Origin of the sequence: Paraburkholderia elongata (assembly GCF_013177735.1) — a bacterium.
Classification (GTDB): domain Bacteria; phylum Pseudomonadota; class Gammaproteobacteria; order Burkholderiales; family Burkholderiaceae; genus Paraburkholderia; species Paraburkholderia elongata.
In genome coordinates this window covers 23,490-50,230 of sequence record NZ_WOEZ01000300.1, presented here as the reverse complement: position 1 = coordinate 50,230, position 26,741 = coordinate 23,490, and the positions used below count along the sequence as shown (strand labels likewise).

Genomic DNA, 26,741 nt, shown 5'->3' with positions numbered 1-26,741 from the left:
GTGGGGTCGTGCACCGCCGTTTGACGACAGTCAAAGCGGCCGCTCACCAAGATTGCTCACTGTCGTCGGGTTAGGAACCTATACCGGTCGTTGACGCGTTGATGGACCAACGACCGCATTGGCCGAACTCCGGTCTCCCAATGCGCTTCGACGAGTGGCCGTTGCGCCCAGAAAACCGACCTAGATGTCGCACCGCGTCGGCGACCCGCAAAGGCTCGATCAGCGTCATTTACTTGGTTCGATCCACAATTGACATAAAACCTGATGGAGCTAACGTGCAGTCGGGCCCTATTTTTAGGTGAGTTTTGCCTGAAGACGGCATGCATGGTGCGCCGGCCGATCTCTAGAACCGATGCTGGATACCTAGTTGTATGCCTCTAGGGTTGGCACCGGGGTACGCAACCGGGATCCCCACCGGAGCACCGTTAATCGTGAAAGTTGCGTGATTGTGATTGTCCAAAAATGCTGCGCTTGCGTACAGGGTGGTACGCTTTGAGACGAAATACCAGTACATCAGCCCAACTTGGTCACCTCCATTGCCCATGCCAGACCTGTCGTGGGCGTGAGCGCCACCGAAGGAAAGCATTGTTGAAACGCTGAATTGATAGCTAGCTGATAGCGAATAAACGTCCCTATCAACTAGACCTGTGATTTTTGCGTTGTGATATGCAGCAAAAACTTTAAGCGGCCCGAATGCGTAGTTGGCTCCGGCGAACAGCGCGTTGAGGGTGGAACTACCTTTGAAGTTGGTAACCCGTTGATAACCTATTGCAGAATTTAACGGGCCGCGACTGTATTCAACGGCGAGGTTATAGGCGGCAATACCGTTGTCCGGTTTTGTACTTGAATCACGCAAACTTACCATGACCTGGCCGGATAGTCCGTGGAAGTCCGGACTCAGATACGTAATTGCATCATTTTGTCTTGGCGAGATACTTAAAAAACTGTCCAGGCCGGATGCCAACGTGTTGACGGTGAATGCATCAAGCACACCAGTCACCGTTACGTACACGGGCGAGTTCTGTAGTCCGACTCGTACCTCACCCCAAGGAGCAGCCATTCCGACCCAAGCCTGACGGCTGAATGCGAGCGCGGGATTAGATGCGGCGCCAGTGGTAGATGAAATCCCCTGTTCAAGGGTAAATTTTATTTTGTAACCAGCCCCGATGTCTTCCGTACCTTTCAAGCCATACCTAGACCCGTTCACTCCCCCGGAATCCATTCTTGCCGTCGCGCCATTTCCAACATTTGTGACTTCCAAGCTGGTATCGAGGATTCCATATAGAGTAAGGTCACTTTGTGCCCGAACCTGAGTAGAAGCTAGAGGCAGAGCAATCAACAAACCAGGTAAGTATCTCCTCACGGTCATCTCCTTAGTGTGTATTACTAATTATTTAATATTGTCTTAAAGTCGTAACGGACATCCAGCCACTGATGCAAGGGACAGGGCTAGGAAAGTTGTGACATCAATCGGTATCGTGATGCAGCGGAAGCATCGACCCACATGTTGTACGGCCGCACCGCTTGACAGCCATCCACGGCCATGAGCGCAAGACTAGCAACGCACAGCGACCCAAACGTACAGACAATTGCAAACGGATACGCAGAGGAGAAGCTCGTTTGGGTATTCACGTCTTATTATGGGAATAAAGTCTCACGAAGGCATATCGGTGGATACCCGCGGCTTGGCCGCATAGCCCTCGACATGTCTCCCACCGTCGAGAGTGACTACTTGAACGTCGCATAAAAAGGCAACGACGACTGCCCCGGAGACTCGACACGACTGCAATGTGATGATCACGTCGATCACTGCCGAGATGGGCTACGCCGGCTAGACGCGGCGCAACTGGATGCGTCAGGAAAAACGGAATCAGTGCCTACGGATCGAGGGCAACGCCTCGGAGCGGAACGCCTGAAAGGGCTGGAGCGAGGAAACCTTGAACTGCGCCAGGTCAATGCGATTCTGTGCAAGGCGTTGGTGTAGTTCGCACAGGCGAGGCTCGACCGTTATCACCGTTGATAGCGGCATACTTCGAACTGAGGTCGGTCGGAATGCGTGGACGCCGACGGGTTAAGCAGCGACCCGATTCAGATAGTATCGCTGCGTGAATGCTACAGGTGACCGGTAATTAAGACGAGCCTGCGTGCGTTGCCTGTTATAGCAGATCTCAATGTATTCGCTGATGGCTCGCCTGGCCTCTTCGCGTGTGGCAAAGCGTCGATGATAGACCAGCTCGCCTGTCGGAGTGCCCCAAAACGATTCGATCGGTGCGTTGTAAAAGCAGTTTTCTCGCCGGCTCATTGACGCCTGCACGCGGAACTTGTCGACGAGCTTCCGGTGCGCTTGAGCACAGTATTGAGATCCGCGATCCGTATGATGGATCAGACCAGGCGCTGGACGCTGTGATGCGACCGCACGGAACAGCGCTTGCATCACCAGATGCTTCGTCATGCGCTTGCTCATGGCGTAGCCGACCAGTTCGCCGCTGAACAAATCCGTCTCAGTCCGGCGACGTACAGCCAGCCATCGTCGGTCGCGATATGCGTGATATCGCCACACCGGGCCTAATTTGGCGCGGTTGCGCTGAAATCTTGGATCAGTAGGTTCGGTGCCACTGGCAGGTCGTGCTTCGAATTGGTCGTCGCCTTGAACTTGCGTTTCCGCCTGCAACGCAGACCAAGCTTTTGACGCGGCCTTTTTATACTATGAACGCCGAGCTGCACGCCATGCTCGCTGAGGTGCTTCTGCAAGCGTTCGGGCCCAAAGCTTTCACGCGTGCGCTGATGCGCAGCGAGCTCCTCGGCTTCCAGTCGGGCATCCTGCCGCGCGCGCAACGATGGCGAGCGCTTGCGCCACGCTTAATAGCCGCTCACGGAAACGCCCAGCAGCGGGCATATCGGCGGCACCGGATAGTCCTGTCGCATCTGCTCGATCACGCCGTACTTCACCGCGACTCCTTCGCAAAGTACGTCGGGGATTTTTTGCAAGTCGCGCTCCATCTTTACTTCGGCCAGTTCCCGCTTGACTCGCCCGAACTCAGCTTCGATCTCCGTCAACGGCTTTTGATGCTGACCCACACGCTCCAGCTTGCCGGTTTTCACAGGGCGCACCCAGTTTGCCACGGTCTTCATTGATATCGACAGCCGACGCGCAGCCCCGACACACCAACACCCACGGTCATCGCAAGCTTCACCGCCTCTTCACGGAATTGCTTCGTGTAGACAGCTTTGGGGATTCGGTTCATGTACGCCACCATTCCTAAATTTTGCGGAATCTTGGCTTCCACTTTTTCCGGCCGGCCTCACAGATTCGCGTTCAATTTGTGGTGTAACGCAATGGCGGCGAGCGACACCTCCGGCGCCTGGCAAGCCGCTACCACCTCGGCTTTGAACTCCACGCTATATCGCCGGCGTCGGCGCCGGCCAAGCAGCACTTCTTCTTCGATAGTATTCACGTGTCCACCTATTTAAGTGGACACGTTGTTTCCAAGTCGGTCAGCGCAATTCAAGACGGGATGGTCACGCGCTTACGAGAACTCGACGAACGCCAGTGTCGTAACGTTATGATTTCGTCCCTAATACCGCGACGCTAGGTGCCGCGATGTCAACCGACTCCACTTCATCAATTGAGTCGTCGGCAGCCGTAATCAACTTCGCATACCGGCGCCATGCGAGGCCAAGAATGATTGCGCCAGTCAACGCGGCTGTGGGTGTCACGATAGCCATCGCAATCCCGACTTTGGCGCGGTCATGAAATAGATGCTGTGTCAGCATCGCGACGATCAGCGGACCGAGGCCGGCCCCGAACATATTAGTGCAGAAAAGATACAGACCGGACAGACGCCCCCTCAAAGCAGGCGGAGTAAGCAACTGAAGTGAGGTGGCGCCCATGTTGAGTGCGACCGCTGCCGCAAAATACACCACGAAAATTCCCGCAAGGAAAATCCAGGGACTGGGTGAGAGAAAGGCGACGACGCCGAATGGAGAGGAGACGGATAAAGCTGATGCGGCGAGTATGTAATGGCTGCCCTTTATGCCGCGTGCCCACATGCGATCCGCGAGGCATCCACTGCCAAGAGTGGCGATAGCGCCACTTAGGCCGAGAGCAAGCGCGAGCGCTGGACCGATCTCACCCGGTCTCCAGCCGTAGCTCCGGCTCATGAATGCTGGTGCCCACGCCATCAGGGTGTATCCCATCAATGCATTCATAGAGAATCCCGCGAACTGGGCGGCCATGATGCCTCGACGCCGACGAAGCACGGTGAGTAGCGGAGTCGCAGCAGGCGGATGCCCGAAGGCCCGTTTTTTCCGAGTGGGTTCAGGCAATGTCAGCGCGAGCAGGCCGAAGACAAGTGGAGGACACCCCGCTATAACAAACGCTGCTTGCCACGGGTCAAGGTGGCCCAAGGGCGTTTCTATCCCACGAGAGCGAGCAAACAGCGCCAGTAGATAGCCACCGAGACCGAGAGAAATTGCGATACCAAACGTGGCGCCAAACGAAAAAACTCCCAGTGCAGTGGCTAGCCGCCGCCGTGGGAATGTGTCGCTCAGGAGAGCATATGCCGCCGGCATCAACGTTGCTTCGCCGATGCCAACACCCATGCGAGCGACGAAGAGCCATCCGAACGACGTGGTGAGGCCACAGCCGATGCAACTCAGGGCCCAGACAATTGTGCCGACGAAGATAATCAGCTTTCGTGGAAAGGTGTCGACGAACCATCCAAACGCTATTCCGCCAATGGCGTAAACCAGCGTGAACGAGAAGCCAATCAGGAGCCCGATCTGGACCTCGGTCAAGCCCAAGTCCTTCTCGAGGGGCTCCACCAAAAGCGAAATGATTTGTCGACCGAAGAAAGACAGGATGTATAGACATAGCAGCAGACCGACGGCATACCACGCACGTGCGCCTGCACGTGGCTCAGCGGATTGCTGTGTGTCGTTTAAGGAAGGGTGATGGGCCAAGGTAATGGACCTCGATCAGTTTGCAGGTTTGTGTTCTCATCTCGCGGCGCCGATATCGGCTAGTCGAGACTGTCTCCTATCCCACGTTGCGCTCGGTGCGCAATAAGGAAACCGAGTTCCGGAATGGGATTTGAGTACAATAAGCGTCGACTTCGATGTCGTCAAGGTAAAAGTGAGAACGTTCCGCACTTCGCTCCTTGGAGGCCGTCGATGGAGATCGGCGAAACGCATGGACAACCATGCAGCGCTAAAAAGTGGCTGATTCCCAGCGAATGAAACGAATACTTAGCGATTAAAACCGAGAGACGTTGAGCAAGTAATCGTCAGACGTGAGTGTGCCGCTGCAAACAACATGGGCGAATCCCTGCCCGAACCGACGACGCATTACGGGCAGTTCAGAGAAGGACGGCCTGGAGATGAATCGGACGTCCTCTTTTCATGCAACCGCACATACCCCGACACGGTCTTCGCCGTACCGCACCTATACATAGTCCTGCCTGCAATCGCATTGAGTGTTCGAATATTTTTATGGTGCTGTAGTACAACAACGGGTATCAATACCCAAAATGGGGGGATCGAATTGAGGGATGCGATCAACACCGCCTGAGGTCGCCCTTGATGTTGTGACATGAGGAGATGAGCATGGAGATAGCTGGACTCGCCGTGATAGTCACGGGCGGAGCTTCTGGTCTGGGTGGGGCAACCGCACGTCACTTGGCCGCGCTGGGGGCCAAGGTAACGATCTTCGATCTGAACGAAGAATCTGGCCGTGCACAGGCCCAAGCGATCGGAGGGCGGTTCGTAAAGGTAGATATTTCTCGAGAGGACAACGTTATAGCCGCTCTCGACGAGGCGGAGCGCTTTCACGGCGTTGCACGCGTATTCGTTGGCTGTGCCGGCGTGGCGCTTGGTGCAAAAACGGTAGGTCGCGATGCAGCGCCGCACAGTTTGCGTCAGTTCCGAGACACGATAGAGGTGAACCTGATCGGTAACTTCATTGTGAGTTCCCGATTCGCGGCACGGCTGAGCGAGATCGAGCCGCTTGCAGAAGAGCGCGGCGTGATCATCAATACAGCGAGCGTCGCTGCTTACGAAGGGCAGATCGGACAGGTCGCATACGCAGCGTCAAAAGGCGGCGTGGTCGCCATGACACTTCCGATGGCTCGAGACCTGGCGTCACTATCAATCCGGGTTGTGACGATTGCGCCGGGATTGTTCTGGACGCCGATGTTGGCTGCTTTGCCTCAAGAAGCTCAAGATTCACTCGGAAGTCAGGTCCCGTTTCCCGCGCGCTTAGGCAAACCGCAGGAGTATGCGCACCTAGTAGAAAGTATCGTGCGCAATCCAATGCTTAACGGCGAAACGATTCGACTGGATGGTGCGATCAGGATGGCGCCGCGATGAACGATTTTTCTACTACTCCAAATCTTGACCGAGGCCGTCGGCTAGCTGAGCTCGTCGAGATCTTTGTCCGCGAACACGTCGTGCCTTTTGAGCGTGATCCTCGCCAGGGTCCGCACGGTCCCAGTGACGACCTCGTACAGCAAATGAGGGACATGGCGCGCGCCGAAAGGCTGCTGACGCCCAATGTACTTCCTGATGGCAGTCATCTGACCCATGGAGAAACCGCTTTGGTTTTGCGTGCGGCGGGTTTATCACCCCTTGGACCGCTCGCGCTCAATGTCGCCGCACCCGACGAAGGGAACATGTACCTCTTGGGAAGAGTGGCGTCGCCCGCGCAAAAAGATCGATTTTTAACGCCGCTCATCGAAGGTCGGGTTCGATCCGCCTTTTTCATGACCGAGCCGGCCGAAGACAACGGTGCTGGCTCCGATCCGTCAATGATGCTGACTACCGCTCGACGGGATGGCGATTTTTGGGTGATCGACGGTCGCAAAGCATTTATCACGGGAGCTGACGGCGCCGGCATGGGCATCGTTATGGCTCGCTCCGAACAGGGCGCGACGATGTTCTTGGTTGCATTGCCGGATCCAGCGATTCGCATCGAGCGTGTTCTCGATACGCTTGACGATTCGATGCCTGGAGGTCACGCCATCGTGCGGATTGATGGTCTTCGTGTCCCGGAGAGCCAGATACTCGGAGCGAGTGGAGAAGGTTTCAAGTATGCCCAGATTCGGCTGGCACCTGCTCGACTCACTCACTGCATGCGTTGGCTTGGCGCGTGCATCCGGGCTCAAGAGATTGCAACCGCGTACGCAGTAAAGCGTCGTGCGTTTGGTCAACTACTCATTGAGCACGAGGGCGTAGGCTTCATGCTCGCGGAGAATCAAATTGACCTGAAGCAGGCCGAGTTGATGATCGACTGGTGCGCAGGGGTGCTGGACAGCGGCGCGAAGGGTATTGGCGAATCTTCCATGACTAAGGTTGCTGTATCCGAAGCACTATTCCGTGTCGCAGACCGTTGCGTTCAGGTAATGGGCGGGACAGGCTTGACGGGCGACACGATAGTCGAAAAAGTTTTCCGGGAGATACGCGCATTTCGAGTGTACGACGGGCCCACAGAAGTGCACAAATGGTCGCTCGCCAACAGGATCAGAAATAATGCTCTGGATAGGATGGCTCGATGAAAGAAGCTATTTCATTCAATGGGACTTCGGAGGTCCGAAGTGAACATCGCTTCGACATCGCCGGCCTGACGCAATGGATGTCTGAGAACGTTCGAGGATTTCGAGGACCAGTAACGGTCGAACAATTCAGGGGCGGACAGTCGAATCCCACCTACAAGGTGAACACGCCCGACAAGGCATACGTAGTGCGGCGCAAGCCACCGGGCGATCTTTTGCGCGGCGCGCACGCTGTGGAGCGCGAGGCGCGAGTGTTGCAGGCGCTTGAAAGGGTAGATTTCCCTGTCCCTCATCTGCACGGCATGTGCATGGACGATGCGGTGATTGGCACGTGGTTTTACGTGATGGACTTCGTACAGGGGCGAGTCCTCTGGGACGCGACGTTCCCGGATGTTATCCGTGACGAACGACCGCGCTACTTCTACGCGATCAACGAAACGCTCGCGAAGTTGCACAGCATCGACTACCGGTCGGTGGGCTTGACCGATTTCGGGCACCCCGGTAACTACTTCGAGCGGCAGATTGCGCGTTGGTCCAAACAATACACAGGTGACGTTGAGGCCGGTCGGGATCCGCATTTCGAGAAGTTGATGGAATGGCTACCCGCACACATTCCGGCTGGCGATGAAACTACTATCGTGCATGGTGACTTCCGCGTCGACAACATGATATTCCATCCTACGGAGCCCCGCGTTCTGGCCGTCCTGGACTGGGAATTGTCGACGTTAGGCCATCCACTTGCCGACTTTGCGTACAACGTGATGATGTACCGTATGCCACCGCTGATCATCGCGGGCCTTGAAGGCGCAAATCTAAGTGAGCTGAACATCCCAAGCGAAGATGAATACGTGGCTGCCTACTGTGCTCATACGGGACGTGACGGTATCGCGAACCTGAACTTCTACGTCGCCTTCAATATGTTTCGACTCGCAGCGATCTTTCATGGCATCAAAGCACGTTGGAAGCGTGGCTCGGCGGCTTCGCCCCATGCGAAGGAGTTGGTCGCCGCGTTGCCGCTTGTGGCACAGCGAGCCTGGGAACAGTCGCAAGGAGCACGCTCATGAACTCATCAGCTACTTTGCTCTTTGAGCGCGATGGGTCCATTGCGAAGTTGACACTGAACCGGCCCGACGTAGGCAATGCAATCGACCTCTCATTGGCGAAGGGGTTGATGAAGGCCGCTATCGATTGCGACGAAGATGATTCGATAGGCTGCGTCGTGCTCACGGGTGCAGGACGCTTCTTTTGTACAGGAGGCGATGTGGGAGGATTCGTGTCTGCGGGCGATGCGTTGCCTTCTTTGTTGAAAGAGCTGACTGCGTACTTGCATATGGCCATAGCGCGGCTCGCAAGGATGCAGAAGCCGTTGATTACCGCTATAAACGGTCCGGCGGCTGGCGCTGGGCTCAGCTTGGCGGTTCTCGGAGACATCGCTCTGTCCGCTAGTTCGGCGCACTTTACGCCGGCCTATACGGGCATTGGTCTTTCCCCGGATGGTGGTTCAACGTGGCTCCTTCCTCGTCTTGTCGGCCTGCGCCGGGCTCAAGAAATTATCTTGACGAACAAGCGGCTAGGTGCAGACGATGCGGCCGAGTTAGGTCTGGTTACACGCGCAGTGGATGACGAACTTCTGGCTGATGAGGTTAGGGCGATAGTTGCACAACTCGGGAAATCGACCACCGCCGCAATCGGAAGAACACGGAATCTGCTGCTTTCAAGTCTGGAGTCGAGTTTCGAGACGCAGATGGAAGACGAAGCGAGGGCGATCGCTGAACTCAGCCGAACGTCGCAAACTCGTGACCGTATCCAGGCATTTGTTTCTAAGCGCAACGCCAGTCCAAGTCATCGGGAAAGCACGGGTTGAACGCATACATTGTCGAGGCGGTCCGGACTGCCGGTGGTCGCCGCGCCGGCAAACTCGCCGATTGGCATCCGGCTGATATGGCAGGAGAAGTGCTGAATGCGCTGGTCGATCGTTGTGGAATTGATCCCGGCGCCATAGAAGACGTCATCTTTGGCTGCGTGAGCCAGGTTGGTGAGCAGAGCTTCCATATTGGGCGTAACGCCGTCTTGGCATCCAGGCTACCAGATAGCGTTCCGGCCGTTTCAATCGACCGGCAGTGCGGCTCATCCCAGCAGGCTCTCCATTTCGCAGCGCAGGCGGTCATGTCGGGCACACAAGACGTCGTGATTGCGGCTGGCGTCGAGAGCATGAGTCGCGTTCCAATGGGTACGCCGACAAGCCTCGCATTGAATGCAGGATTAGGTGGCCCCTGGACTGAACGAATCCGAAGACGCTACGGAGTGGATGGTTTTAGCCAGTTCACTGGAGCCCAATTAATTGCTGAGAAATACGGGTTTAGTCGTGAACAGCTCGACTGGTACGCCTTGAAGAGCCATCAGCGGGCCGCAGCTGCCACCAATGCAGGGGCCTTTCGAGCCGAGATTGTGCCACTTGAGGTGAATGGGGAGTCACACGTTGTCGACGAAGGTATCCGGTTCGATGCGACAGCAGAGTCGATTGGATCGGTAAAGCTATTGCGGGACGGCGGCGTATTAAGTGCAGCAAACGCAAGTCAGATCTGCGACGGTTCCGCCGGCGTTCTGGTGGCCAATGAGCATGGATTGAAGGCGCATGGACTGACGCCCCTTGCCAGGATTCACAATCTTACGGTTACTGCAGGGGACCCGATTGTCATGCTCGAAGAGCCAATTCCGGCCACGCGAAGAGCACTGAAGCGAGCAGGCCTATCAATCGATCAAATCGACCTCTACGAAGTCAATGAGGCGTTTGCGCCGATACCGCTCGCCTGGCTACAGGCCGTTGATGCGGATCCAGATCGCCTCAATGTGAATGGAGGGGGGATTGCCCTAGGGCATCCGCTCGGCGCCTCCGGGGCGAAGCTTACAGCAACGCTAGTACATGCGCTGCGAGCGCGTGGAAAGCGGTATGGCTTGCAGACAATGTGCGAAGGCGGCGGCATCGCGAATGTCACCATCATCGAAGCCATCTGATGCACGCTCAAGGCTTGCACCTCATCGCTAGTTGATCTAAAATGGTATTTAAATCCCATAAAGAAACACGACACCTATCTCAAGGCCGTGTATTGGAGAAGGCAACCAGACAACCCTTGCCAACTAGCGGACTCCGACGCAAAGGAAGTCTCATGCCGTCTGTCACCGATCAGGGCGTTAAGCGAAGCGACGCACTTTTCCTGCTGCGGTTTTCGTACGTCTTCTCATGGACCGGCAGATCATCGCGTTGATGGTCACCGACTGCGGCGCGGTTTGGGATTAGGCGATGTTCAGGTGGGCTTGCTCGAGGGTTCTGAAATAGGAGACAAACTCTTTAGCTCGTTGGTGAACTCGTGCAGTTTACGGGCACATTTCGTAAAGGCGTAGTTGAGCCGCAGGCTGAGGCGGCCGGTTCGCTGCAGCCTGGAAGGAGACGTCGATGAAAAGCGCAGAAATCTGTTTGCGGTCAGTTGTTGAGAAGTGGTTTGCAGCCGCACCCGTCCGGGTAACCCGATTCAAATGGAGCGGCGTAGGTCACAGCCGCTCTGTTCGAGTTGAGGCTCGCTCCTCAAGTAGGGCTCTTTCCATCTTCTTTTTCAAACACGAGGATGGTGCATGGCGAGTCTTTCCACCAGACGGGCGGCGTCCTGCCATGCGCTTTTACATGAATTTTGAATTACCCAAATCATAATCTCATTCGTGCAATTGATATCGATGATGACCGGGTCTTGAGATAAACAAAGTCAGTCTCCCGAGAAAGAGAGGTAACGGTTGGGCAAGCTGGTGACCCTCATGAAGATTCGAAAAGATACCTCCTTTACGGCACGCAGGATGTGCGAAGAGGAGCACGTCCCACTTGTCATGCAGCTCATGTCAATCATCAAGGACAACCGTCGTAGCGACCTCAGCGGATCAAGAGCGTAGATTCGAGGCGCCGTGGAGTTGCCCGATTTCAATGGCGTTACCGAGCTTTGGTTTGATAGCGAGCAGGAACTCGATGAGTTTCTCAGCCAGATGCTCAATGGGGTGCAGGGAGTTTCGCTTACGGGAAGACTCCAGCCGCTTTCTCGCCAAGGAAACCACTCGCATGTTTGCAGTTGATGAGGCGATCACGCTGTGTGTCGTTGATAAAGCCTAACGGTTCCAGCTGCATCGCTGCGAACCGCCAGCGCAATACATCTTACTTAGCTGCGGCCTCAAATCTTTGAAGAGATCGAACCATGACAGACGATAGCAGTACATTGCCCCTTGCGGTCATTACCGGCGGTGCCGGTCATATTGGACTCTCCTGTGCGCGGCGGTTTCGCGACCACCGAATTCTGGTTTCGGATCTTCGACCGGATGCGGTCAATTCGACAGTGAGTACGCTCCAGGCCGAAGGAGTGGATGCTGTTGCGATGCCCGCGGACATCACGCGTGAGGCAGACGCGCATGCTCTGGCGGCGGCCGCAAACGAAATGGGGGGATTTGCGGTACTGATTCATGCCGCTGGCGTCGCGCCACCTACGCCCCCCGAGATCATTTATGCAGTAAATCTGTATGGAACTATCAATATACTGGAAGCCTTCGAACCCCTGGTAAAACCCGGAGTGGTGGGGGTCTGTGTGGCCTCGGTGGCAGGACATAGAACGCTTGGGCATCGGTTCGACTCCTTATTGTTAGAACCCACACAGGGGCCGGCCGACCTGGCACGAGTCATCGAAGCCGAGGCTCCCACAGCGCCGAAACATCGCCTGGCCTATGCAACTTCCAAGCGTGGAACGATTCTGCAGGTGCAGCGTCGAGCTTACGCTTGGGGCCAGCGGCAGGGGAGATTGCTTTCAGTGTCTCCTGGTGTACTCGGCGACACAGCGATGGGGGCGCAAAGACAGGCCGGTCTTGACCATCGCGGGAACGATTTACCACTTGGAAGGCTCGGATCGTCGTCAGAGATTGCCGAGGTTATTAGATTCGTAACTTCTCCAGCCGCTAGTTTGATGACGGGTGTCGATATTTTGGTTGACGGCGGTTACCTTGCAACTGCAGATCACCAGTTCTCGGCCGATCGTCGTGAGAAGTGGCACGCCCTCGAATTTTAGAGGAAGCGGTGCCATCTGAGGTAACAGTGCGGGTGGTCCTTCGGGAGAAGGAAGGGCCCCTGGATAGTCCGCGTCGGATTGTCCTTGGCTACACGGCCTTGCATATCGGGCGGAGATATGGACTTGACCACTACAGGCATCAGCGAGGTGGCGACGGCATAAGCGCCGGCTCGATGGCACCCTCGCAAGGGAGCCATCGTGAAGTCGATGATCGTCGGTGTCACTGCGGCAGGCGGACTAGCTCTGTCGGCAAACTGTCGAGGATCCGGTCGCTAACAAAGTAGTCTGCGGTCAATGGTGCGAGTGGGTGCCGTGCGTAAGATGAGAAGTCGGTCACTCCCTCCTCGCGCAGCACCTGTTCATCCAAAAAGAAGTTGCCCGTCACTTCTGTTGCCTGCTTTGTAAGAATTGCGTACGCAGCATCGGCCATGATCTCGGGATTCCGACTGGAGTTGGCCATATCGCCGAGTTTGTTGCGGACGGCGGCTGTGTCGATAGTGGTAACGGGCCAGAGCGAGTTGACGGCGATGCCTAGTGACTTGAATTCACGTGCCTGTCCTAACGTGCAAAGGCTCATGCCGAATTTCGCAATACTGTAGGCGACATGTGGGCCGAACCACTTCGGATCGAGGTCCAGTGGAGGAGCGAGGTTCAATACATGTGGATTCGCTGCGCGGCTTAAATACGGTAGTGCCGTTCGAGTGCAGAGATAAGTGCCTCGGACGTTGATCTGCTGCATCAGGTCGTACCGTTTCATATCCGTCGACGGCGTGTCGGTGAGCGAAAGGGCGCTTGCATTGTTTACCAATATATCGATACCACCAAAACGCTGTACGGCCTCGTCAAATGCGCGGACAACGCTCCCTTCATCACGGACGTCCACGACAAGAGGAAGAGCCTTACCGCCGGCGCGCTCGATTTCTTCCGCGGCGGTATAAATCGTCCCAGGTAGGTTTGGGTGTGACTCGACAGTTTTGGCGGCGATAACGATGTTGGCGCCGTCTCGCGCCGCTCGGAGGGCGATTGCGAGACCAATACCGCGACTTGCACCAGTGATAAACAGAGTTTTCGATTGTAGGGTCATTGCCATGGCCAAGAAAAGAATGTTGGTTATGAGGCTGTCATATGTGGCCGGAACGTGACTCCGTTGTCCGGCGTTCAACATCAAGGATGTACATCTCCTTCATGGTGCGAATTTCCTTTGTGGGACTAAAGTACCATAAAAATGTGTAGGTGTCGATTTCATGGCGAGTAGAAACAAATAGCTCGTCAGAGTGCAATGCCTCAAAGGCCTAGAGGTCGGCGGCTGTTGCCGTCCAGGCGCGAACACATCGACGATGACCACCACGAAGCCTCGTTCCGTGCTTGACACGCGCTTTTTCTCAATGGTACAACAGTCCCATTATGAAAATTTGTCCCGAGGAAGGGGTTGGGTCCTGGGGCACGATAAACAGGAGCGAAAATGGGTTGTCCAGTGCATGGAAGGTTGAATGATGTTCCGGCGGACCGGGTTGTGTCCTTTAACTATCGGACTGGCGAAGCGATGGTCGCCGATCCGTGGACCGAGTTACACGACTTGGGAACCGGTCCGGGCTTTTTCTACTCGCCGGAGCTCGGCGGCCATTGGTGTGCCGCGAAGCGTGAGACTGTCATCGACATCCTGCGCAATTGCGAACTTTTCTCCAGCCGAAATATTCGGGTACCTCGTGTTGAACGTACGGTTCCGTCGATTCCGCACCACATGGACCCTCCTGAGCACGGTAAGTATCGGATTAGTGTCGTGGAACTTTTCGGCCATCGGATCCTGGACGAACTCACTCCAGCAATTCGCGCCACTGCCCGCGGGTTGGCGAACGAGTTGGCCACACGCAACGAAGCTGAGTTTGTACGCGACTTCGCCATGCGTATGCCGGTTGAGATTTTCATGCGAATGTGCGGTCTGCCGCTTGAACGACGCGACGAAATGATCGGCTGGGTGCAGAGCTATTTTCATGGCGCGTCGCAACAAGAATCTAACGACGCGCATGAGAAGTCGATTGCCTATCTCAGTGGTTGGCTCGATGAACAATTGGTAGATCCGGAAAAAAGCGGTGGTCACATCATGCCTTCGTTGCTGAGGACGCGAGTCGACGGAAGACCGCTTAGTCGCGAGGAGATGCTGTCGATCCTCATTACGCTTTTCAATGGAGGACTCGACACGGTGGCTGCTCAGATGACGCACATCATGCGTTATCTGGCCGAGCATGAGAATCAGCGTCAGAAGCTACTGAATAACCCCGACAAAATCCCTGACGCCGTCGAGGAGTTGCTCCGCCGTTTCAGCATCATAAGCATCGGTCGTGAAGTCACGCGTGACGCAACGTACGCAGGAGTAGAGCTTCGTAAAGGCGACATGGTGCTTTGCCTTATCTCTGCCGCAGGCTTGGACGAAGAGATATTCCCCCAGGCGCTTGAGGTTGATTTTGATCGCTCAAACCGGCGGCAGCATTGCGCGTTTGGTTCCGGACCGCACATGTGCGTTGGCGCTCCTCTTGCCCGGTTGGAGTTGCGCATCATGCTCGAAGAACTGCTCCCCAGATTACCAGAGCTGCGGGTAAGGCCTGGAGCATCGCTCTCCTACCACACGGGTGTAACGCTCGGTCTGGTTGAGTTGCCGTTGCAATGGGGTGAGTCAGTCAACGTCTCTTGAAGAGAGAACGCCATGTTGGAGACAAGTATCAACTCATTGCAGTCACCTGGCACGGTGATTATTGGTGCAGGCCATGCTGGGGGATCGGTCGCAGCGTTTCTACGCCAGAATGGTTTTGCCGGATCAATCACCTTGATTGGGGAGGAGCCGCTGGAGCCGTATCAGCGACCACCTCTCTCTAAGGCATGGCTCAAAGGCGAAGCAAACGAAGAAGGTCTTCGGTTGAGGCCCGCAGAGTTCTATCTCGAGAACTGCATACAGCTATACCTCAACACGCGTGTCGACGCCATCGACCGCTTGGCTCGGCTAGTATGTATGGCGGATGGCAAAACAGTGAATTACGACAATCTCATCCTGGCCACTGGAGCCCGAGCCCGTACTGCGCCTTTCGAAGGAACATCGCTGCCTGTCGTGCTTGAGCTACGCACTGCGGCCGATGCGGAAAAATTGAAGCTCGCACTTAAACCCGGCGCGCGAGTGGTGATTGTTGGTGGCGGGTATGTGGGTTTGGAGGTAGCTGCGTCGGCGCGTGCTCTCGGCGCCGAAGTCGTGGTAGTTGAGAGGGAGGCGCGTCCTTTGGCTCGGGTTGCTTGCTCGCAACTCTCGAGCTTCTTTCTTCGCTATCACAGTCAACGCGGCGTTACTTTTCGCTTGGGCCGGTCAGTTACATCCGTGCAGATGCTGGATGGAGCGGCAAGCGTGTGCTTGGACGACGGTGAGCAATTGCCGGCCGATCTGGTCCTCGTAGGAGTTGGTGCGGTTCCAAATGAGGAATTGGCGCGTCATGCTGGATTGCGATGCGATGACGGCGTGCTCGTCGATCTCTCAGCGCGCACAGACGATCCGAACATCTACGCAATTGGAGATTGCACGCGTAGACCGCTTCCACTGTACAACCGAAAGGTGCGTCTCGAGAGTGTGCCCAACGCGCTTGAACAGGCGAAGCAGGCGGCGGCCTCTATCTGCAACTTGCCGGCGCCAAAACCCGAGACTCCTTGGTTCTGGTCAGATCAGTTCGATGTGAAGTTGCAGATTGCCGGTTTGCCCATGGATGTTGCCGAGATAGTAATTCGGGGCGACCCCGACGAAGACAGGTTTGCGGTCTTTCACGTCAGCGCCGATCAACGCATCCAAGCGGTTGAAGCCGTAAACGCGGTGCCTGAATTCATGATGGGTCGTCAACTCATCGGTGCCAGGACCGAAATCAACATCGAGCGTCTGCGCAATCCAAATATTTCAATGAAGGAGGTCGCGATCTGATCGCGAAGAGTCTATGCCCCAGATCACTTTTATTACGGCTGATGGTACGCATCGAACCGTGGATGCTCGAAATGGCGACAGCGTGATGCAGACCGCCATCAAGAACGGGATACCTGGAATCGATGCGGATTGCGGTGGTGCATGTGCATGCGCAACGTGCCATGTCTATGTTGACGAGTCCTGGAAAGACAGGGTAAACAAGGTGGGCGACATGGAAGCCAGCATGCTGGATTTCGCGCAGGTTGTTCTCCCGAATTCCCGGCTTTCTTGCCAATTGCAGGTTGTTGAGGCGCTAGACGGTCTGGTCGTGGCCATTCCTGAGAGCCAACATTGACCAATGGACACAGATAACTCGGTTGAGTTAAATGATCCGGCTGGAACGGTCGCGCCACGGGAGGGTGTCGCAGGGGAGGATTGTCGGCACGAAGGTCTTCCCACCCCGCGGCGCCATCTTGCGCTAGCCGGGGTTTGGTTAGCCTTGATTGTCAGCATACTTGACAGCTCAATTGCTAACGTTGCGCTCCCGACGATTGCGCGTGATTTAGGGGCTTCGCCTGCTGATTCGATTGCGATCGTAAGCGCGTTTCAACTGGGTGTCGTGATCTCGCTGTTGCCGATGTCAGCGCTCGGGGAAATCATTACCTATCGTCGAGTCTTTATCGGCGGTCTGTGTATTTTTACGCTAGCCTCCCTGGGTTGCGTAACGTCGCACGATCTCACTGAACTGGTCGTCGCGCGGGCGATTCAGGGAATCGGCGGCGCGGGCATTATGAGTGTGAATGGTGCACTCGCTCGTTTTATGTATCCACCGCGGCTCCTCGGTGCGGCGCTCGGTGCGAACGCTTTAATCATCGCCGCGTTTGGCGCATTAGGGCCTACGATTGCCTCGGTCATGCTCGCGCTGGGTCCCTGGCAATGGCTATTCGCTATTAATCTTCCAGTTGGCGCACTGGCCTTAGCCTTGGCTTGGCGAACATTGCCAGAGAGCCCGAAGGCAGATAGGCAGCTGGATGTATTGAGCATTGTTTTGAACATCATCGCTTTTGCGATGATGTTGAGTGGGATCGATCTGGTCACGCGAAATCCTTCCGAGTTGCGGGGTGGCGCGGTCTTGATCGGTGGCGTCATTGTGGCGGTAGTGCTGGTGAATCGTTGTTTGTCTCAGAGTCGACCGCTTGTACCGATCGACCTTCTCAGGATACGCTTGGTACGTTTGGCTGCGCTAACGTCAGTGTCCACATTTACCGCACAGACGCTGACCCAGGTTGCTCTTCCTTTCTACCTTCAGGACGGTTTGCATTTCAATCTCGTGCAAATCGGTTTGCTTATGACGCCATGGCCTGCCGGCGTGGCGCTTGCCGCGCCCCTCGCTGGCAGGCTCGCGGATCGCGTGTCGGTCGAGGTGCTGATTGGGTGCGGCCTTTTCGTGATGGCAGCTGGGTTGAGCTCACTTCTGTGGCTTTCACCTGGAATGGAGTTGACCGCTATTGCCATTCGCATGGGCGTCTGCGGTATAGGCTTCGGCTTCTTCCAATCGCCGAACAATCGTACGCTATTGTCTTCCGCTCCAATGCACAGGAGTGGTGCGGCGGCTGGACTAATTGCGATTTCGCGTACCACGGGTCAGATCCTTGGCGCGATGCTGGTAGCGATATTTTTCCGATTGTTTGGTCACGTAGGCCAAGCCGCCATAGGTGTCTCAGCCATCATGGCAGTGCTAGCTGCTCTACTGGGTTTTGCACGCAAGTCCTCGGGGTCACGTACAGTCAACTGAGGGGCTTTCGCATCCTTCGATTTGCAGCTGCGCTTCACATCGACGTTCGGCTCCAGAAAGGCTCAACTCGGTTGTTCTGTCTCGCCATGGGGATGGTGTACCATTCAGCAGATATACGTTGAGGACTTCCTTGTCGGCGGGCCGTGCCCGATTGGAGAATCATGTCGAACCTTGTTGGTGGGAGAAGCAATCAGAAAATGCGCACGCATATGGCACTAGTCGAATGCGCCGCACAATTTGTACGTGAGGGCAAAACCTTCACCGTTGCCGAGGTGGCAGATAGCGCTAGAGTGGGTCGCACGACAGCGTATCGCTACTTTCCGTCCGTCGAGACGCTCGTGGTGCACGCCACGCTCTACGCGTCAACGGAGGTTGAGAAACGAAGTATTGACGCGGCGCTCGAGAGCAAGCAAACGGTCGAAGATCGTCTCCGCTCGGTGGTTGAGGCCAGTGACATTACGATTACCGACCACAATTACCTTTATCGCACGATGCTGAAGCTCTCGTTGAACAATGAGGGCTCAGATGACGAGTTGCTCCCGCATCGTAGAGGGGCACGGAAGGAAGTGCTTGAGTCGGCAATCGGTATGCTGCGTACTCAGCTTGGTACGAAGCGTTACGAGAAGTTAATCGGGGCGCTCAGCCTGTTTATCGGTATCGAGTCGGTCGTTGTATTGCATGACGTCTGCTTTCTCTCCACAGAAAAGGCTCGGGAAATCAAGATCTGGGGGGCTCTCGCCATTCTTAAGGCTGCGTTGGCCGAACTGGACCAAGCCGGTGGGTCAAAATCTGCCAAAAGCGAAGATGAACCCCGCGCCATCAAGCAAATCGTTCGGAAGCCGGCGCCTCGGAAGCCGGCTCAACGGTGATGAAATGCCGCATGAACGTCGTCAGTAATACGACACTACACCGCCCCCAAGCGGAATGACGAAACGCGATGTCGGGAAATCCTTGAACAGGACCGAGGACAGGCGCCCACGGACGCGGACGTATCCGCGTTCATTTTGTCCGCGCGCGTGTTATCGAAATACGCGCTGCGACTCGTGCTGATGTGCTATTCGTCGGAGTGTTGTACTCGGTGATCATTTCGTAGATCGGGTACCCGTCCAGCCATCACCGAGATCTTCATTGCCGGGAAAGCCGAGCTTGTTCGAACTGTAGTAGCCGTTCGAATTCATCGTGAACACGGTGCCGCCGTCGTTCGCCGCGTTGGTCTGATAACGGACCCCACCGTCCGCGCCTTCACCTCCCCCTCTCCCCTGTCAGTACCAAGTTGAGTTTGGTAGCACCGGTGTACGAGCGCCTCGGGCGCTCGGCTCTGGCACGCATAGACGCATTCCCGACAGTGAATCCAACGATTGCCGACAAAAGTTGCTTGACGCCTCACGGACAAGGTTATATTGTTTCTACATGGAACTTAAATCCCATAAAGGGTAACAGATTCCGAATGGTTTCCTGGTCCAATGAACGAATCGCAGCTTCGGAGCTATCGCATGATCATCGACAGTCACGCCCATGTTGTTATGACCGACGAACTGTATAGGTACATGAGCGAACTGGTAGCCAGCCGTGCCAATCCGGCCGCGCCGTTCTCCGGAATCAAGGAGGAGGCGCTGCATGCTGTTTCGAATCGACTGATCGAAATTATGGATGGCGTGGGAACTGACGTGCAGTTTCTCTCTCCGCGCCCGTACATGATGCTGCACTCGATCAAGCCGGCCAAAGTAACCGCGTTGTGGACTCGTGCAGTCAATGATGCCATCCATGCCCAATGCCAGTTGCACCCGGACCGTTTCAGGGCAGTCGCCGGCCTTCCGCAGTTTCGTGCGGAGAGCCCTGCAAACTGCTTGGCCGAGCTGGAGCGATGTGTGAAGGAGTTGGGCTTCGTCGGCTGCCTGTTGAATCCGGATCCCACGGAGGGTGAAGAAACAGCGCCGCCCGGCCTTGGCGATCGCTTCTGGTATCCCCTGTACGAAAAACTTGTCGAGCTCGATGTGCCGGCGCTCATTCACTCAGCGAGTTGCTGCAATCCGCGAGAATCCTACACGCTGAAATTCATCAACGAAGAGAGTATTTCGATCATCTCCTTGCTGGAGAGCCGCGTGTTCGAAGACTTCCCGACATTGAAGATTGTTGTCGCGCACGGCGGGGGGGCTATTCCGTATCAAATGGGGCGCTTTCGCGCATGGACCGAGCGACGGGGCGGTGAAACGTTCGACGAGAAGGTTCGCAAACTCTATTACGACACCTGCAACTATTCGCCCGAGGCGCTGGAATTTCAATTCCGGGTGCTTGGCGTAGACAACTGCCTTTTTGGCACGGAACGACCAGGGACGGGCACCATCGCGTGTAGGCATACGGGGCGCGACTTCGACGACCTAAAGCCTGCGATTGAAGCCATCCCATGGCTGACGGCTGAGGATAAGTACAAGATTTTCGAAGGGAACTGCCGAAAGGTTTACCCGCGCGCGTTCAAAGACTAGCGAGCGAACGATCTCGCAACCGGTCCCGCAGATCGGGCGGGACGGCTCGACTAACAATGGAGATACCCCATGCTGTCAAAGGCTGACAATGAATTGATGTGCCGTGTAGAGGGAGACCAGCCCATGGGCATCTTCCTGCGGCGGTTCTGGATGCCGGCATGTTTGCTGGATGAGATTCCGTCACCCGGCGAAGGGCCGGTTCGCGTCAATCTGGTGGGTGAGCGACTCGTGGCTTGGCGAAATGCCGAAGGCCGGGTAGGTTTGATGTCCGAGGTGTGTCCCCATCGCGGTGTATCGCTCATGCTAGCGCGTGATGAAGGTGACGGACTGCGCTGCATTTATCACGGCTGGAAGATTGATGTGGCCGGCCATGTATGTGAAATGCCTGGCGAGCCGAAAGATAGCCGGATGTGCGGACGGGTGAATAACACGACCTACCCGTGTGTCGAAGCGGGCGGACTGTTGTGGGCTTACTTGGGACCCGGAGAGCCACCCCCACTTCCACGCTTTCCATGGATGGACTTGCCGCCGACTCATTACGTTGTGAGAAAAACGCTCTATAACGTCAACTTTGTGCAGTCGCTCGAGGGTTCACTCGATTCGGCACACAGTGATTTTCTGCATAGCGCAGAGACAAGTGCGTCGGGCGATTACGATCAGGATCAAGTTCACAGCGATGGCCGACGTTCGCGGCCTTCAACCGATACTTCACCCGAGATCGACGTCAGAGAGACCGAGTTCGGCTTTATCTATGGCGCAATCCGCAAGGCAGTGGCCGATCCGGAGAAACTCGCATACGTGAGGGCTACGGCTTATGCCTTGCCGTTCTACAGCATGATCCCTCCCGTGTACATGCAAGCGTCAGTGCCGCTAGATAGCGAAAACACGGCAATGTACCTTGTCTGGTACGACAACGAGCATCCACTCTCGCCGGTCGAAGTGAAGGCGCATGAAACTTTCCTCGGCTTGCGGATGGGTGAGGATCTGCTGCCCGACTATCGCCGTCCAGGACGTGCCGACAACCGATGGTTCCAGGATCGCGAAGGCATCAAGGCGGGAAAGACCTACACCGGACTGTATGGCACGACCATGCAAGATATTGCTGTGCAGGAGTCGATGGGGCCCATCCAGGATCGCACCATCGAGCATCTGGGGATGACCGACAAGGCAATTGTTCACATGCGACGCATGCTCCTCGCAACAGCTCGTCAGATTAGAGACGGCAAGGAACCTGAAATTCCTGCACTTAATAGCGACTACAGCCAGGTACGAAGCGCTGCGGCGACGATCAATCGCGACGACGATTGGTGGGAAAAGCTTTACGGCGCCGCGGCAACGGCGTCACTGGGAAAGGCTGTTTGATGCGAGGCCTCGTTCACGTCGGAGACGGCAAGCTGGAGTTGCGCGATCTCCCAGTGGTATCAGCGGGTGAGAGTGGAGCGGTTCTCCGGGTGGAAGGGAGTGCTGTTTGTATCGGAGATGCCGAAACACTCCATGGATATGGTCCGGTGATGACTACGCCTTTGGTACTCGGGCACGAGATCGTGGGGCGCGTCGAGGATGTTGGGCCCACCGCCCCGCGTGCGCTACAGGAGTTGCTCGGTGCAAGGGTCATGATCGATGACGCACGGCCTTGCGGGAAGTGCGATTGGTGTTTGCGCGATCAAAAGCGATTCTGCAAATCACCGCGATATGGACACATTGTTCAAGACTCATCTTCCAGTAACTGGGGAGGATATGCGGAGACTGTGACGCTCGACGAACAATCAGTACTTGTCCCGATACCTGAAGATTTGCCCATCGAGCTCGCGACCTTCGCGTTTCCCGTAGCTTCGGGCGTTGAATGGCTCCACCTTGGCGCAGAGATCAAGGCAGGGGAATCAGTGGCGATCCTCGGCACGAGCCGGATGGGCGCGGCAACAGCTTTGGTGGCTCTACACGCGGGAGCGTCGAAAGTCGTTGTGTACGGCGATTCACGTGGTGTAGACGCGATCAAAACCTGTTGGGCAATGGGAGCCAACGTGCGCAGCTTTCCCGCTGCACCGAAAATCGAAGGACCCTACGACGTGATCGTGGTCGTGACAGAGGCTCCGGTGGAGTACGTTGCGGCTTCGGTTGAAATGGCTGGTCCACTTGGGCGAGTGATATTGGCATGCACTTCAACCAAACCGTCCGGGATGGAGCCGGAGACGATTCGTCGCAAGGGACTCACCCTTAAAGGCGGACGTGGTGCATCGGCTCAGTCTCTGAAAAAGGCGGTAGAGATTGTCTCGGCCGAGCGAAAGAGGCTTCGAGGGTTTGCAGGGGAGGTCCACGGATTTGAGGCTGCGGAAGCTGTTCTCAAAGGATTGCTCGATGGTGGTGTAGTTCGTGGAGCTCATGTCGTCATTCAGGATGCAGCCTCGTCAAGGAGCAACGTCGATGCGTAAGCGCCGTTTAGGACGTACCGGGTTTGAAGTTTCTGAGATTTCATTCGGCTGTGGCGGGACCGCGGGGCTCATGGTCCGCGGCAGCGAGCACGAACAGTGCGCTGTCATCGGCAACGCGCTGGAGCGAGGGATTAATATCTTCGACACGTCTCCGACGTACGGCGGCGGCCACTCGGAAGTTAATCTGGGAAAAACGCTCAAGACCCTCGGCGCATCGCCGATCATCAGTACCAAGATCGACATTGCCCCTGGCGACCTTGATGACCTGGAAGGTGCAATCGTCCGTTCCGTCCAGCGCAGCCAGGAACGGCTGAACCGAGAACGCCTGGACATCCTGTACCTGCATAGTCGTGTGGGACGTCAACGGGATCTGGCCGGTCGCGTTCTCTCCGTAGACGACATATTGCAGCCCGGCGGGGTAGCTGACGTCATGGAAGGATTGAAAAGCAGAGGCATCGTCGGTGCCATTGGTTTCACAGGTCTAGGTCATACCGACTCGATTCTTGACGTCATCGAAGCCGACCGCTTCGACCTTTTTCAAGCCTACTACAACCTCATCAACCCGAGCGCGGTCGTTCCGACCGTTGCAGCGTGGCGTGCTCAGGACTACGGAGAGATAATCTCGAAGGCGTCGAACCGCGATGTTGGCGTGGTCGGTATTCGCGTTCTCGCGGCGGGTGCGCTTAGCGAAAGCGGTGAGCTTCATCGTTTTGCGAAGTCCTATTCGTCACTGTCTCGAGCCGAAGTGGATGCGGACCGCGTGAAGGCGGATGCATTTCGCGCCTTCGTGCCAGAAGGCGCGTCAATGACCCGTCTCGCGCTGCGTTTCGCCTTGAGTGAACCTATGATCGACACAGTTCTGGTGGGTATCTCCGAGCGTTCACATCTCGACGAAGCAATCGCTGCCGCACAGGCGGGACCCCTGGAGCTCGAACGGCTCCAGCAGATCGCCGCCCGTTTTCGTGAACTATATGAAATGGCATGACTATGTCTGAGATCCGCCTCTCCGATGGAGTCTCGAGTGATGAAGGGTCAACCGACGATCGCCGGTGGGTCCGCCTCTACGCTCCCGGTATCGGCCCGCACGCCGCTATCGAGCCAGCATTGCCACTTGACGCTTTTGAGGTCAACGTGGCGACGCGCCCCGATGCGATTGCACTCTGGTATTTCGATACCGCGCTTAGCTTCCGTCAGCTCGGCCAAAAGGTCGACGCCCTGGTTACAGCGTGGGCCGACCGGGTAAAGAAGGGCGACCGGGTCGTAATCTTGAATCAAAACACTCCGGCAACGGTAATCGGAGTGCTGGCGGTCTGGCGTCTGGGTGCAATCGTTGTGCCGCTCAATCCCATGCTCAAACGGCGAGAACTGGTTCACTATCTGCACGACGCTGAACCGTGTGCTGCGATCGTCGGGGCAGAGCAGGCCATGGCACTTCATGGTGCGACTTTGGACTGGGGAGGAAGCCTTTCCGTCGCGGTCTCGTTTGCCAATGAGTTTCTTCGTGAGGGCGACACGCCCAACCTTCTCGGGAAAGTCAGTGAGGACATTGAGATGCCCGATGGATGGAGCCATCTGTCGACGCTTCTCGACAAGCCAGGCACATCGTCTGGATGGTCGATTGATCGGAGTGATATCGCCTTCCTGACATACACGTCAGGAACCACGGGTGAGCCCAAGGCTGCACTTATCTCTCACGCAAATGTGGCGTCCAGCGCGGAGGTCTATCGTCAATGGCTGGAACTTACCTCCGATGATGTCCTCTTTGCGGCCGCGCCTTTTTCGCACGTAACAGGGTTGGTCGCCCATATCGCGGCAGGGTTGGTCGCGGGAGCTGCCGTAGTCATGTGCTATCGGTTCGAAGCAGCCACCGTACTCGATTTGTTGGCGCGCCATCGCTGCACGACGACGGTGGCGGCCATTACTGCTTACATCGCGCTTCTTGACCAGCCCGCGTTCGACCCCTCGCGCCTATCCCATTTTCGCAAGTTGTTTAGCGGGGGCGCACCCGTGGCGCCGGCGACCGTCGAGCGATGGGAGGCAGCGACGGGCGTGTATATCCACAACGCCTATGGTCTGACGGAGACGACGTCGCCCTCGCACCTGGTGCCTTTGGGACGCCGAGCTCCGGTGGATGAATTGACTGGCTCGCTGTCGATAGGTGTACCAGTCCCCGGAACACGTTGCCGGATAGTCGATTTGCAGTCGCGTGCGACGTTGCCCTTCGGCGGAGACGTTGGCGAGGTGATGACCTTGGGTCCGCAGGTCGTCGCGGGGTATTGGCGGAAGCCGGACGCATCAGCGGCTGCATTTGAAGACGGCTGGTTGCGCACGGGGGACATCGGGCGTGCCGACACAGAAGGCTGGTTTTATGTCGTAGACCGGTCAAAGGACATGATCGTCGCATCCGGTTTCAAGGTGTGGCCACGCGAGGTCGAGGACGTGTTGCTGGAGCATCCAGCGATTAGCGAGGCCGCGGTGATAGGAGTGCCTGATAGTTACCGTGGCGAAGCACCGAAAGCGTTCGTCGTCTTGCGTCCATCGGCGACGATTACGCAAGAGGAGTTGACGCTGTTTTGCCGGGAGCGACTGGCGTCGTACAAGGTGCCGCGCCTGATCGAGGTCCTCGACGAGTTGCCTAAGAACAATTCGGGCAAGGTGCTACGACGTGTTCTGCGGGAGAAAGCGGTATGAGCAATGGCGCAGGCGTGCCATTTGATTTATCCGGACGGGTCGCCGTTGTGACCGGGGGATCGAGAGGACTGGGCGCAGCGGCAGCTGCCGCCTTGGCCAATGCAGGAGCTCATGTGGTGTTGGTAGCACGTAACCAACAATCGCTTGATGAACGGGCCGAAATTCTGGCAGGCGCTGGTGCGAAGGTTTCCTGCGTCGTCGGAGATTTGTCGCAACCGGGAACGGCGGACAAGGTGGTGGAAGCGACGATCAGATACGCCGGGAGCGTCGATATTCTCGTGAATTCTGCTGGCGCGATTGCTCGTGGAACGTTGCAGGCCACGTCGGATGCCGACTTCGAGCAGGTCATGCGTGCTAACGCATACGGCGTATGGTCGGTTTGTCGCGCCGCTGTTGCGCACATGAAACCCGGCAGTGCGATCGTAAATGTTGCATCCACTGCAGGGCTGATCGGAATGAGCGAGCGCTCGGCATATGCGGCCTCCAAGGGCGCAGTGGTGCAGATGACAAAAGCGCTTGCTGTCGAACTGGCGCCACGTGGTATTCGCGTCAATGCGGTTGCACCCGGTCCATTTGCTACAGACATGTCGCAACAGAGCCAGGTAAGCGAGCGCTGGCGCATGCTCATCCAGCACAGGGTGCCGCTCGGTCGCGCCGCCCATCCAGACGAGATAGGTCCGCCGATTCTATTTCTGGCGTCTCCGGGCGCGAGCTTCATAACCGGCGTGATTCTCCCGGTGGACGGCGGATGGACCGCGAGCTGACTTTCACGAGC

Annotated in this window: 21 protein-coding genes and 1 pseudogene; 17 read left to right on the top strand and 5 right to left on the bottom strand. The window is 56.5% G+C overall.

From position 1 onward, the window contains the following. Positions 1 to 343 precede the first annotated feature (343 nt). The 4 genes and pseudogenes from GNZ13_RS48440 to GNZ13_RS48425 form a co-directional block, all read right to left on the bottom strand. A complete protein-coding gene (locus tag GNZ13_RS48440; RefSeq protein WP_236002528.1) occupies positions 344 to 1,369 on the bottom strand; it encodes a porin in 1,026 nt (341 codons plus the stop codon). 702 nt (positions 1,370 to 2,071) lie between these two features. Then, positions 2,072 to 3,245, bottom strand: a pseudogene (locus GNZ13_RS48435) (IS3 family transposase). A gap of 57 nt (positions 3,246 to 3,302) precedes the next feature. After that, positions 3,303 to 3,455, bottom strand: a complete 153-nt coding sequence (locus GNZ13_RS48430; protein WP_236002527.1) for a hypothetical protein — start codon at positions 3,453 to 3,455, stop codon at positions 3,303 to 3,305. A 106-nt stretch (positions 3,456 to 3,561) separates the two neighbouring features. Next, positions 3,562 to 4,962, bottom strand: coding sequence for an MFS transporter (locus tag GNZ13_RS48425; protein ID WP_172178382.1), 1,401 nt, complete (start codon positions 4,960 to 4,962; stop codon positions 3,562 to 3,564). A gap of 642 nt (positions 4,963 to 5,604) precedes the next feature. Between GNZ13_RS48425 and GNZ13_RS48420 the strand changes: the two genes are divergently transcribed. From GNZ13_RS48420 to GNZ13_RS48395, 6 genes are all read left to right on the top strand, one after another. Next, a complete protein-coding gene (locus tag GNZ13_RS48420) occupies positions 5,605 to 6,366 on the top strand; it encodes an SDR family NAD(P)-dependent oxidoreductase (protein WP_172178380.1) in 762 nt (253 codons plus the stop codon). After that, positions 6,363 to 7,550: an acyl-CoA dehydrogenase family protein gene (locus GNZ13_RS48415; RefSeq protein WP_172178378.1), complete on the top strand. Its 1,188-nt coding sequence runs from the start codon at positions 6,363 to 6,365 to the stop codon at positions 7,548 to 7,550. Before GNZ13_RS48420 ends, GNZ13_RS48415 begins: the two co-directional genes overlap by 4 nt. After that, the gene (locus GNZ13_RS48410) at positions 7,547 to 8,611 is read left to right on the top strand and encodes a phosphotransferase (protein WP_172178376.1); all 1,065 of its coding nucleotides are present in this window, start codon (positions 7,547 to 7,549) and stop codon (positions 8,609 to 8,611) included. Before GNZ13_RS48415 ends, GNZ13_RS48410 begins: the two co-directional genes overlap by 4 nt. Then, positions 8,608 to 9,411: an enoyl-CoA hydratase/isomerase family protein gene (locus GNZ13_RS48405; protein WP_172178374.1), complete on the top strand. Its 804-nt coding sequence runs from the start codon at positions 8,608 to 8,610 to the stop codon at positions 9,409 to 9,411. The genes GNZ13_RS48410 and GNZ13_RS48405 overlap by 4 nt, the downstream gene beginning before the upstream one ends. After that, positions 9,408 to 10,562 carry an acetyl-CoA C-acetyltransferase gene (locus GNZ13_RS48400; RefSeq protein WP_172178372.1) on the top strand — a complete coding sequence of 385 codons (1,155 nt, stop codon included), beginning with the start codon at positions 9,408 to 9,410 and terminating at the stop codon, positions 10,560 to 10,562. The genes GNZ13_RS48405 and GNZ13_RS48400 overlap by 4 nt, the downstream gene beginning before the upstream one ends. Before the next feature lie 1,220 nt (positions 10,563 to 11,782). Next, positions 11,783 to 12,640 carry an SDR family oxidoreductase gene (locus GNZ13_RS48395; RefSeq protein ID WP_172178370.1) on the top strand — a complete coding sequence of 286 codons (858 nt, stop codon included), beginning with the start codon at positions 11,783 to 11,785 and terminating at the stop codon, positions 12,638 to 12,640. A 220-nt stretch (positions 12,641 to 12,860) separates the two neighbouring features. Here the strand turns inward: GNZ13_RS48395 and GNZ13_RS48390 are convergent, their stop codons facing one another. Next, entirely contained in the window at positions 12,861 to 13,724 is an 864-nt protein-coding gene (locus GNZ13_RS48390; protein WP_172178390.1) for an SDR family oxidoreductase, read from the bottom strand. A gap of 378 nt (positions 13,725 to 14,102) precedes the next feature. Here GNZ13_RS48390 and GNZ13_RS48385 point away from each other — a divergent pair, with 378 nt between their 5' ends. The 11 genes from GNZ13_RS48385 to GNZ13_RS48330 all read left to right on the top strand — a co-directional run bounded on the left by GNZ13_RS48385 (position 14,103) and on the right by GNZ13_RS48330 (position 26,730). Next, a complete protein-coding gene (locus GNZ13_RS48385) occupies positions 14,103 to 15,329 on the top strand; it encodes a cytochrome P450 (protein WP_172178368.1) in 1,227 nt (408 codons plus the stop codon). Positions 15,330 to 15,341: 12 nt separating this feature from the next. Further along, positions 15,342 to 16,589, top strand: coding sequence for an NAD(P)/FAD-dependent oxidoreductase (locus GNZ13_RS48380; protein ID WP_172178366.1), 1,248 nt, complete (start codon positions 15,342 to 15,344; stop codon positions 16,587 to 16,589). 13 nt (positions 16,590 to 16,602) lie between these two features. Continuing rightward, positions 16,603 to 16,923: a 2Fe-2S iron-sulfur cluster-binding protein gene (locus tag GNZ13_RS48375; protein ID WP_097395543.1), complete on the top strand. Its 321-nt coding sequence runs from the start codon at positions 16,603 to 16,605 to the stop codon at positions 16,921 to 16,923. Between the two features lie 3 nt (positions 16,924 to 16,926). Continuing rightward, positions 16,927 to 18,363 carry an MFS transporter gene (locus GNZ13_RS48370; RefSeq protein WP_172178364.1) on the top strand — a complete coding sequence of 479 codons (1,437 nt, stop codon included), beginning with the start codon at positions 16,927 to 16,929 and terminating at the stop codon, positions 18,361 to 18,363. Positions 18,364 to 18,524: 161 nt separating this feature from the next. Continuing rightward, the gene (locus GNZ13_RS48365; protein WP_172178362.1) at positions 18,525 to 19,232 is read left to right on the top strand and encodes a TetR/AcrR family transcriptional regulator; all 708 of its coding nucleotides are present in this window, start codon (positions 18,525 to 18,527) and stop codon (positions 19,230 to 19,232) included. Between the two features lie 624 nt (positions 19,233 to 19,856). After that, positions 19,857 to 20,846 (top strand): amidohydrolase family protein, encoded by a 990-nt coding sequence (locus tag GNZ13_RS48355; RefSeq protein ID WP_172178360.1) that lies wholly within the window; start codon positions 19,857 to 19,859, stop codon positions 20,844 to 20,846. 69 nt (positions 20,847 to 20,915) lie between these two features. Then, the gene (locus tag GNZ13_RS48350; RefSeq protein ID WP_172178358.1) at positions 20,916 to 22,208 is read left to right on the top strand and encodes a Rieske 2Fe-2S domain-containing protein; all 1,293 of its coding nucleotides are present in this window, start codon (positions 20,916 to 20,918) and stop codon (positions 22,206 to 22,208) included. Beyond that, positions 22,208 to 23,275, top strand: a complete 1,068-nt coding sequence (locus tag GNZ13_RS48345; protein WP_236002526.1) for an MDR/zinc-dependent alcohol dehydrogenase-like family protein — start codon at positions 22,208 to 22,210, stop codon at positions 23,273 to 23,275. The genes GNZ13_RS48350 and GNZ13_RS48345 overlap by 1 nt, the downstream gene beginning before the upstream one ends. Next, positions 23,268 to 24,260, top strand: coding sequence for an aldo/keto reductase (locus tag GNZ13_RS48340; protein WP_172178346.1), 993 nt, complete (start codon positions 23,268 to 23,270; stop codon positions 24,258 to 24,260). Before GNZ13_RS48345 ends, GNZ13_RS48340 begins: the two co-directional genes overlap by 8 nt. Before the next feature lie 2 nt (positions 24,261 to 24,262). Further along, positions 24,263 to 25,966 (top strand): AMP-binding protein, encoded by a 1,704-nt coding sequence (locus tag GNZ13_RS48335; protein ID WP_172178344.1) that lies wholly within the window; start codon positions 24,263 to 24,265, stop codon positions 25,964 to 25,966. Further along, a complete protein-coding gene (locus tag GNZ13_RS48330; RefSeq protein ID WP_172178342.1) occupies positions 25,963 to 26,730 on the top strand; it encodes an SDR family NAD(P)-dependent oxidoreductase in 768 nt (255 codons plus the stop codon). Before GNZ13_RS48335 ends, GNZ13_RS48330 begins: the two co-directional genes overlap by 4 nt. Positions 26,731 to 26,741: the final 11 nt, after the last annotated feature.

Bases quoted from the DNA above. Each gene is read 5' to 3' on its own strand.
- GNZ13_RS48440 (WP_236002528.1), bottom strand. From the start codon at position 1,369: ATGACCGTGAGGAGATACTTACCTGGTTTGTTGATTGCTCTGCCTCTA.
- GNZ13_RS48420 (WP_172178380.1), top strand. From the start codon at position 5,605: ATGGAGATAGCTGGACTCGCCGTGATAGTCACGGGCGGAGCTTCTGGT.
- GNZ13_RS48415 (WP_172178378.1), top strand. From the start codon at position 6,363: ATGAACGATTTTTCTACTACTCCAAATCTTGACCGAGGCCGTCGGCTA.
- GNZ13_RS48410 (WP_172178376.1), top strand. From the start codon at position 7,547: ATGAAAGAAGCTATTTCATTCAATGGGACTTCGGAGGTCCGAAGTGAA.
- GNZ13_RS48405 (WP_172178374.1), top strand. From the start codon at position 8,608: ATGAACTCATCAGCTACTTTGCTCTTTGAGCGCGATGGGTCCATTGCG.
- GNZ13_RS48395 (WP_172178370.1), top strand. From the start codon at position 11,783: ATGACAGACGATAGCAGTACATTGCCCCTTGCGGTCATTACCGGCGGT.
- GNZ13_RS48390 (WP_172178390.1), bottom strand. From the start codon at position 13,724: ATGACCCTACAATCGAAAACTCTGTTTATCACTGGTGCAAGTCGCGGT.
- GNZ13_RS48385 (WP_172178368.1), top strand. From the start codon at position 14,103: ATGGGTTGTCCAGTGCATGGAAGGTTGAATGATGTTCCGGCGGACCGG.
- GNZ13_RS48380 (WP_172178366.1), top strand. From the start codon at position 15,342: ATGTTGGAGACAAGTATCAACTCATTGCAGTCACCTGGCACGGTGATT.
- GNZ13_RS48375 (WP_097395543.1), top strand. From the start codon at position 16,603: ATGCCCCAGATCACTTTTATTACGGCTGATGGTACGCATCGAACCGTG.
- GNZ13_RS48370 (WP_172178364.1), top strand. From the start codon at position 16,927: ATGGACACAGATAACTCGGTTGAGTTAAATGATCCGGCTGGAACGGTC.
- GNZ13_RS48365 (WP_172178362.1), top strand. From the start codon at position 18,525: ATGTCGAACCTTGTTGGTGGGAGAAGCAATCAGAAAATGCGCACGCAT.
- GNZ13_RS48355 (WP_172178360.1), top strand. From the start codon at position 19,857: ATGATCATCGACAGTCACGCCCATGTTGTTATGACCGACGAACTGTAT.
- GNZ13_RS48350 (WP_172178358.1), top strand. From the start codon at position 20,916: ATGCTGTCAAAGGCTGACAATGAATTGATGTGCCGTGTAGAGGGAGAC.
- GNZ13_RS48345 (WP_236002526.1), top strand. From the start codon at position 22,208: ATGCGAGGCCTCGTTCACGTCGGAGACGGCAAGCTGGAGTTGCGCGAT.
- GNZ13_RS48340 (WP_172178346.1), top strand. From the start codon at position 23,268: ATGCGTAAGCGCCGTTTAGGACGTACCGGGTTTGAAGTTTCTGAGATT.
- GNZ13_RS48335 (WP_172178344.1), top strand. From the start codon at position 24,263: ATGTCTGAGATCCGCCTCTCCGATGGAGTCTCGAGTGATGAAGGGTCA.
- GNZ13_RS48330 (WP_172178342.1), top strand. From the start codon at position 25,963: ATGAGCAATGGCGCAGGCGTGCCATTTGATTTATCCGGACGGGTCGCC.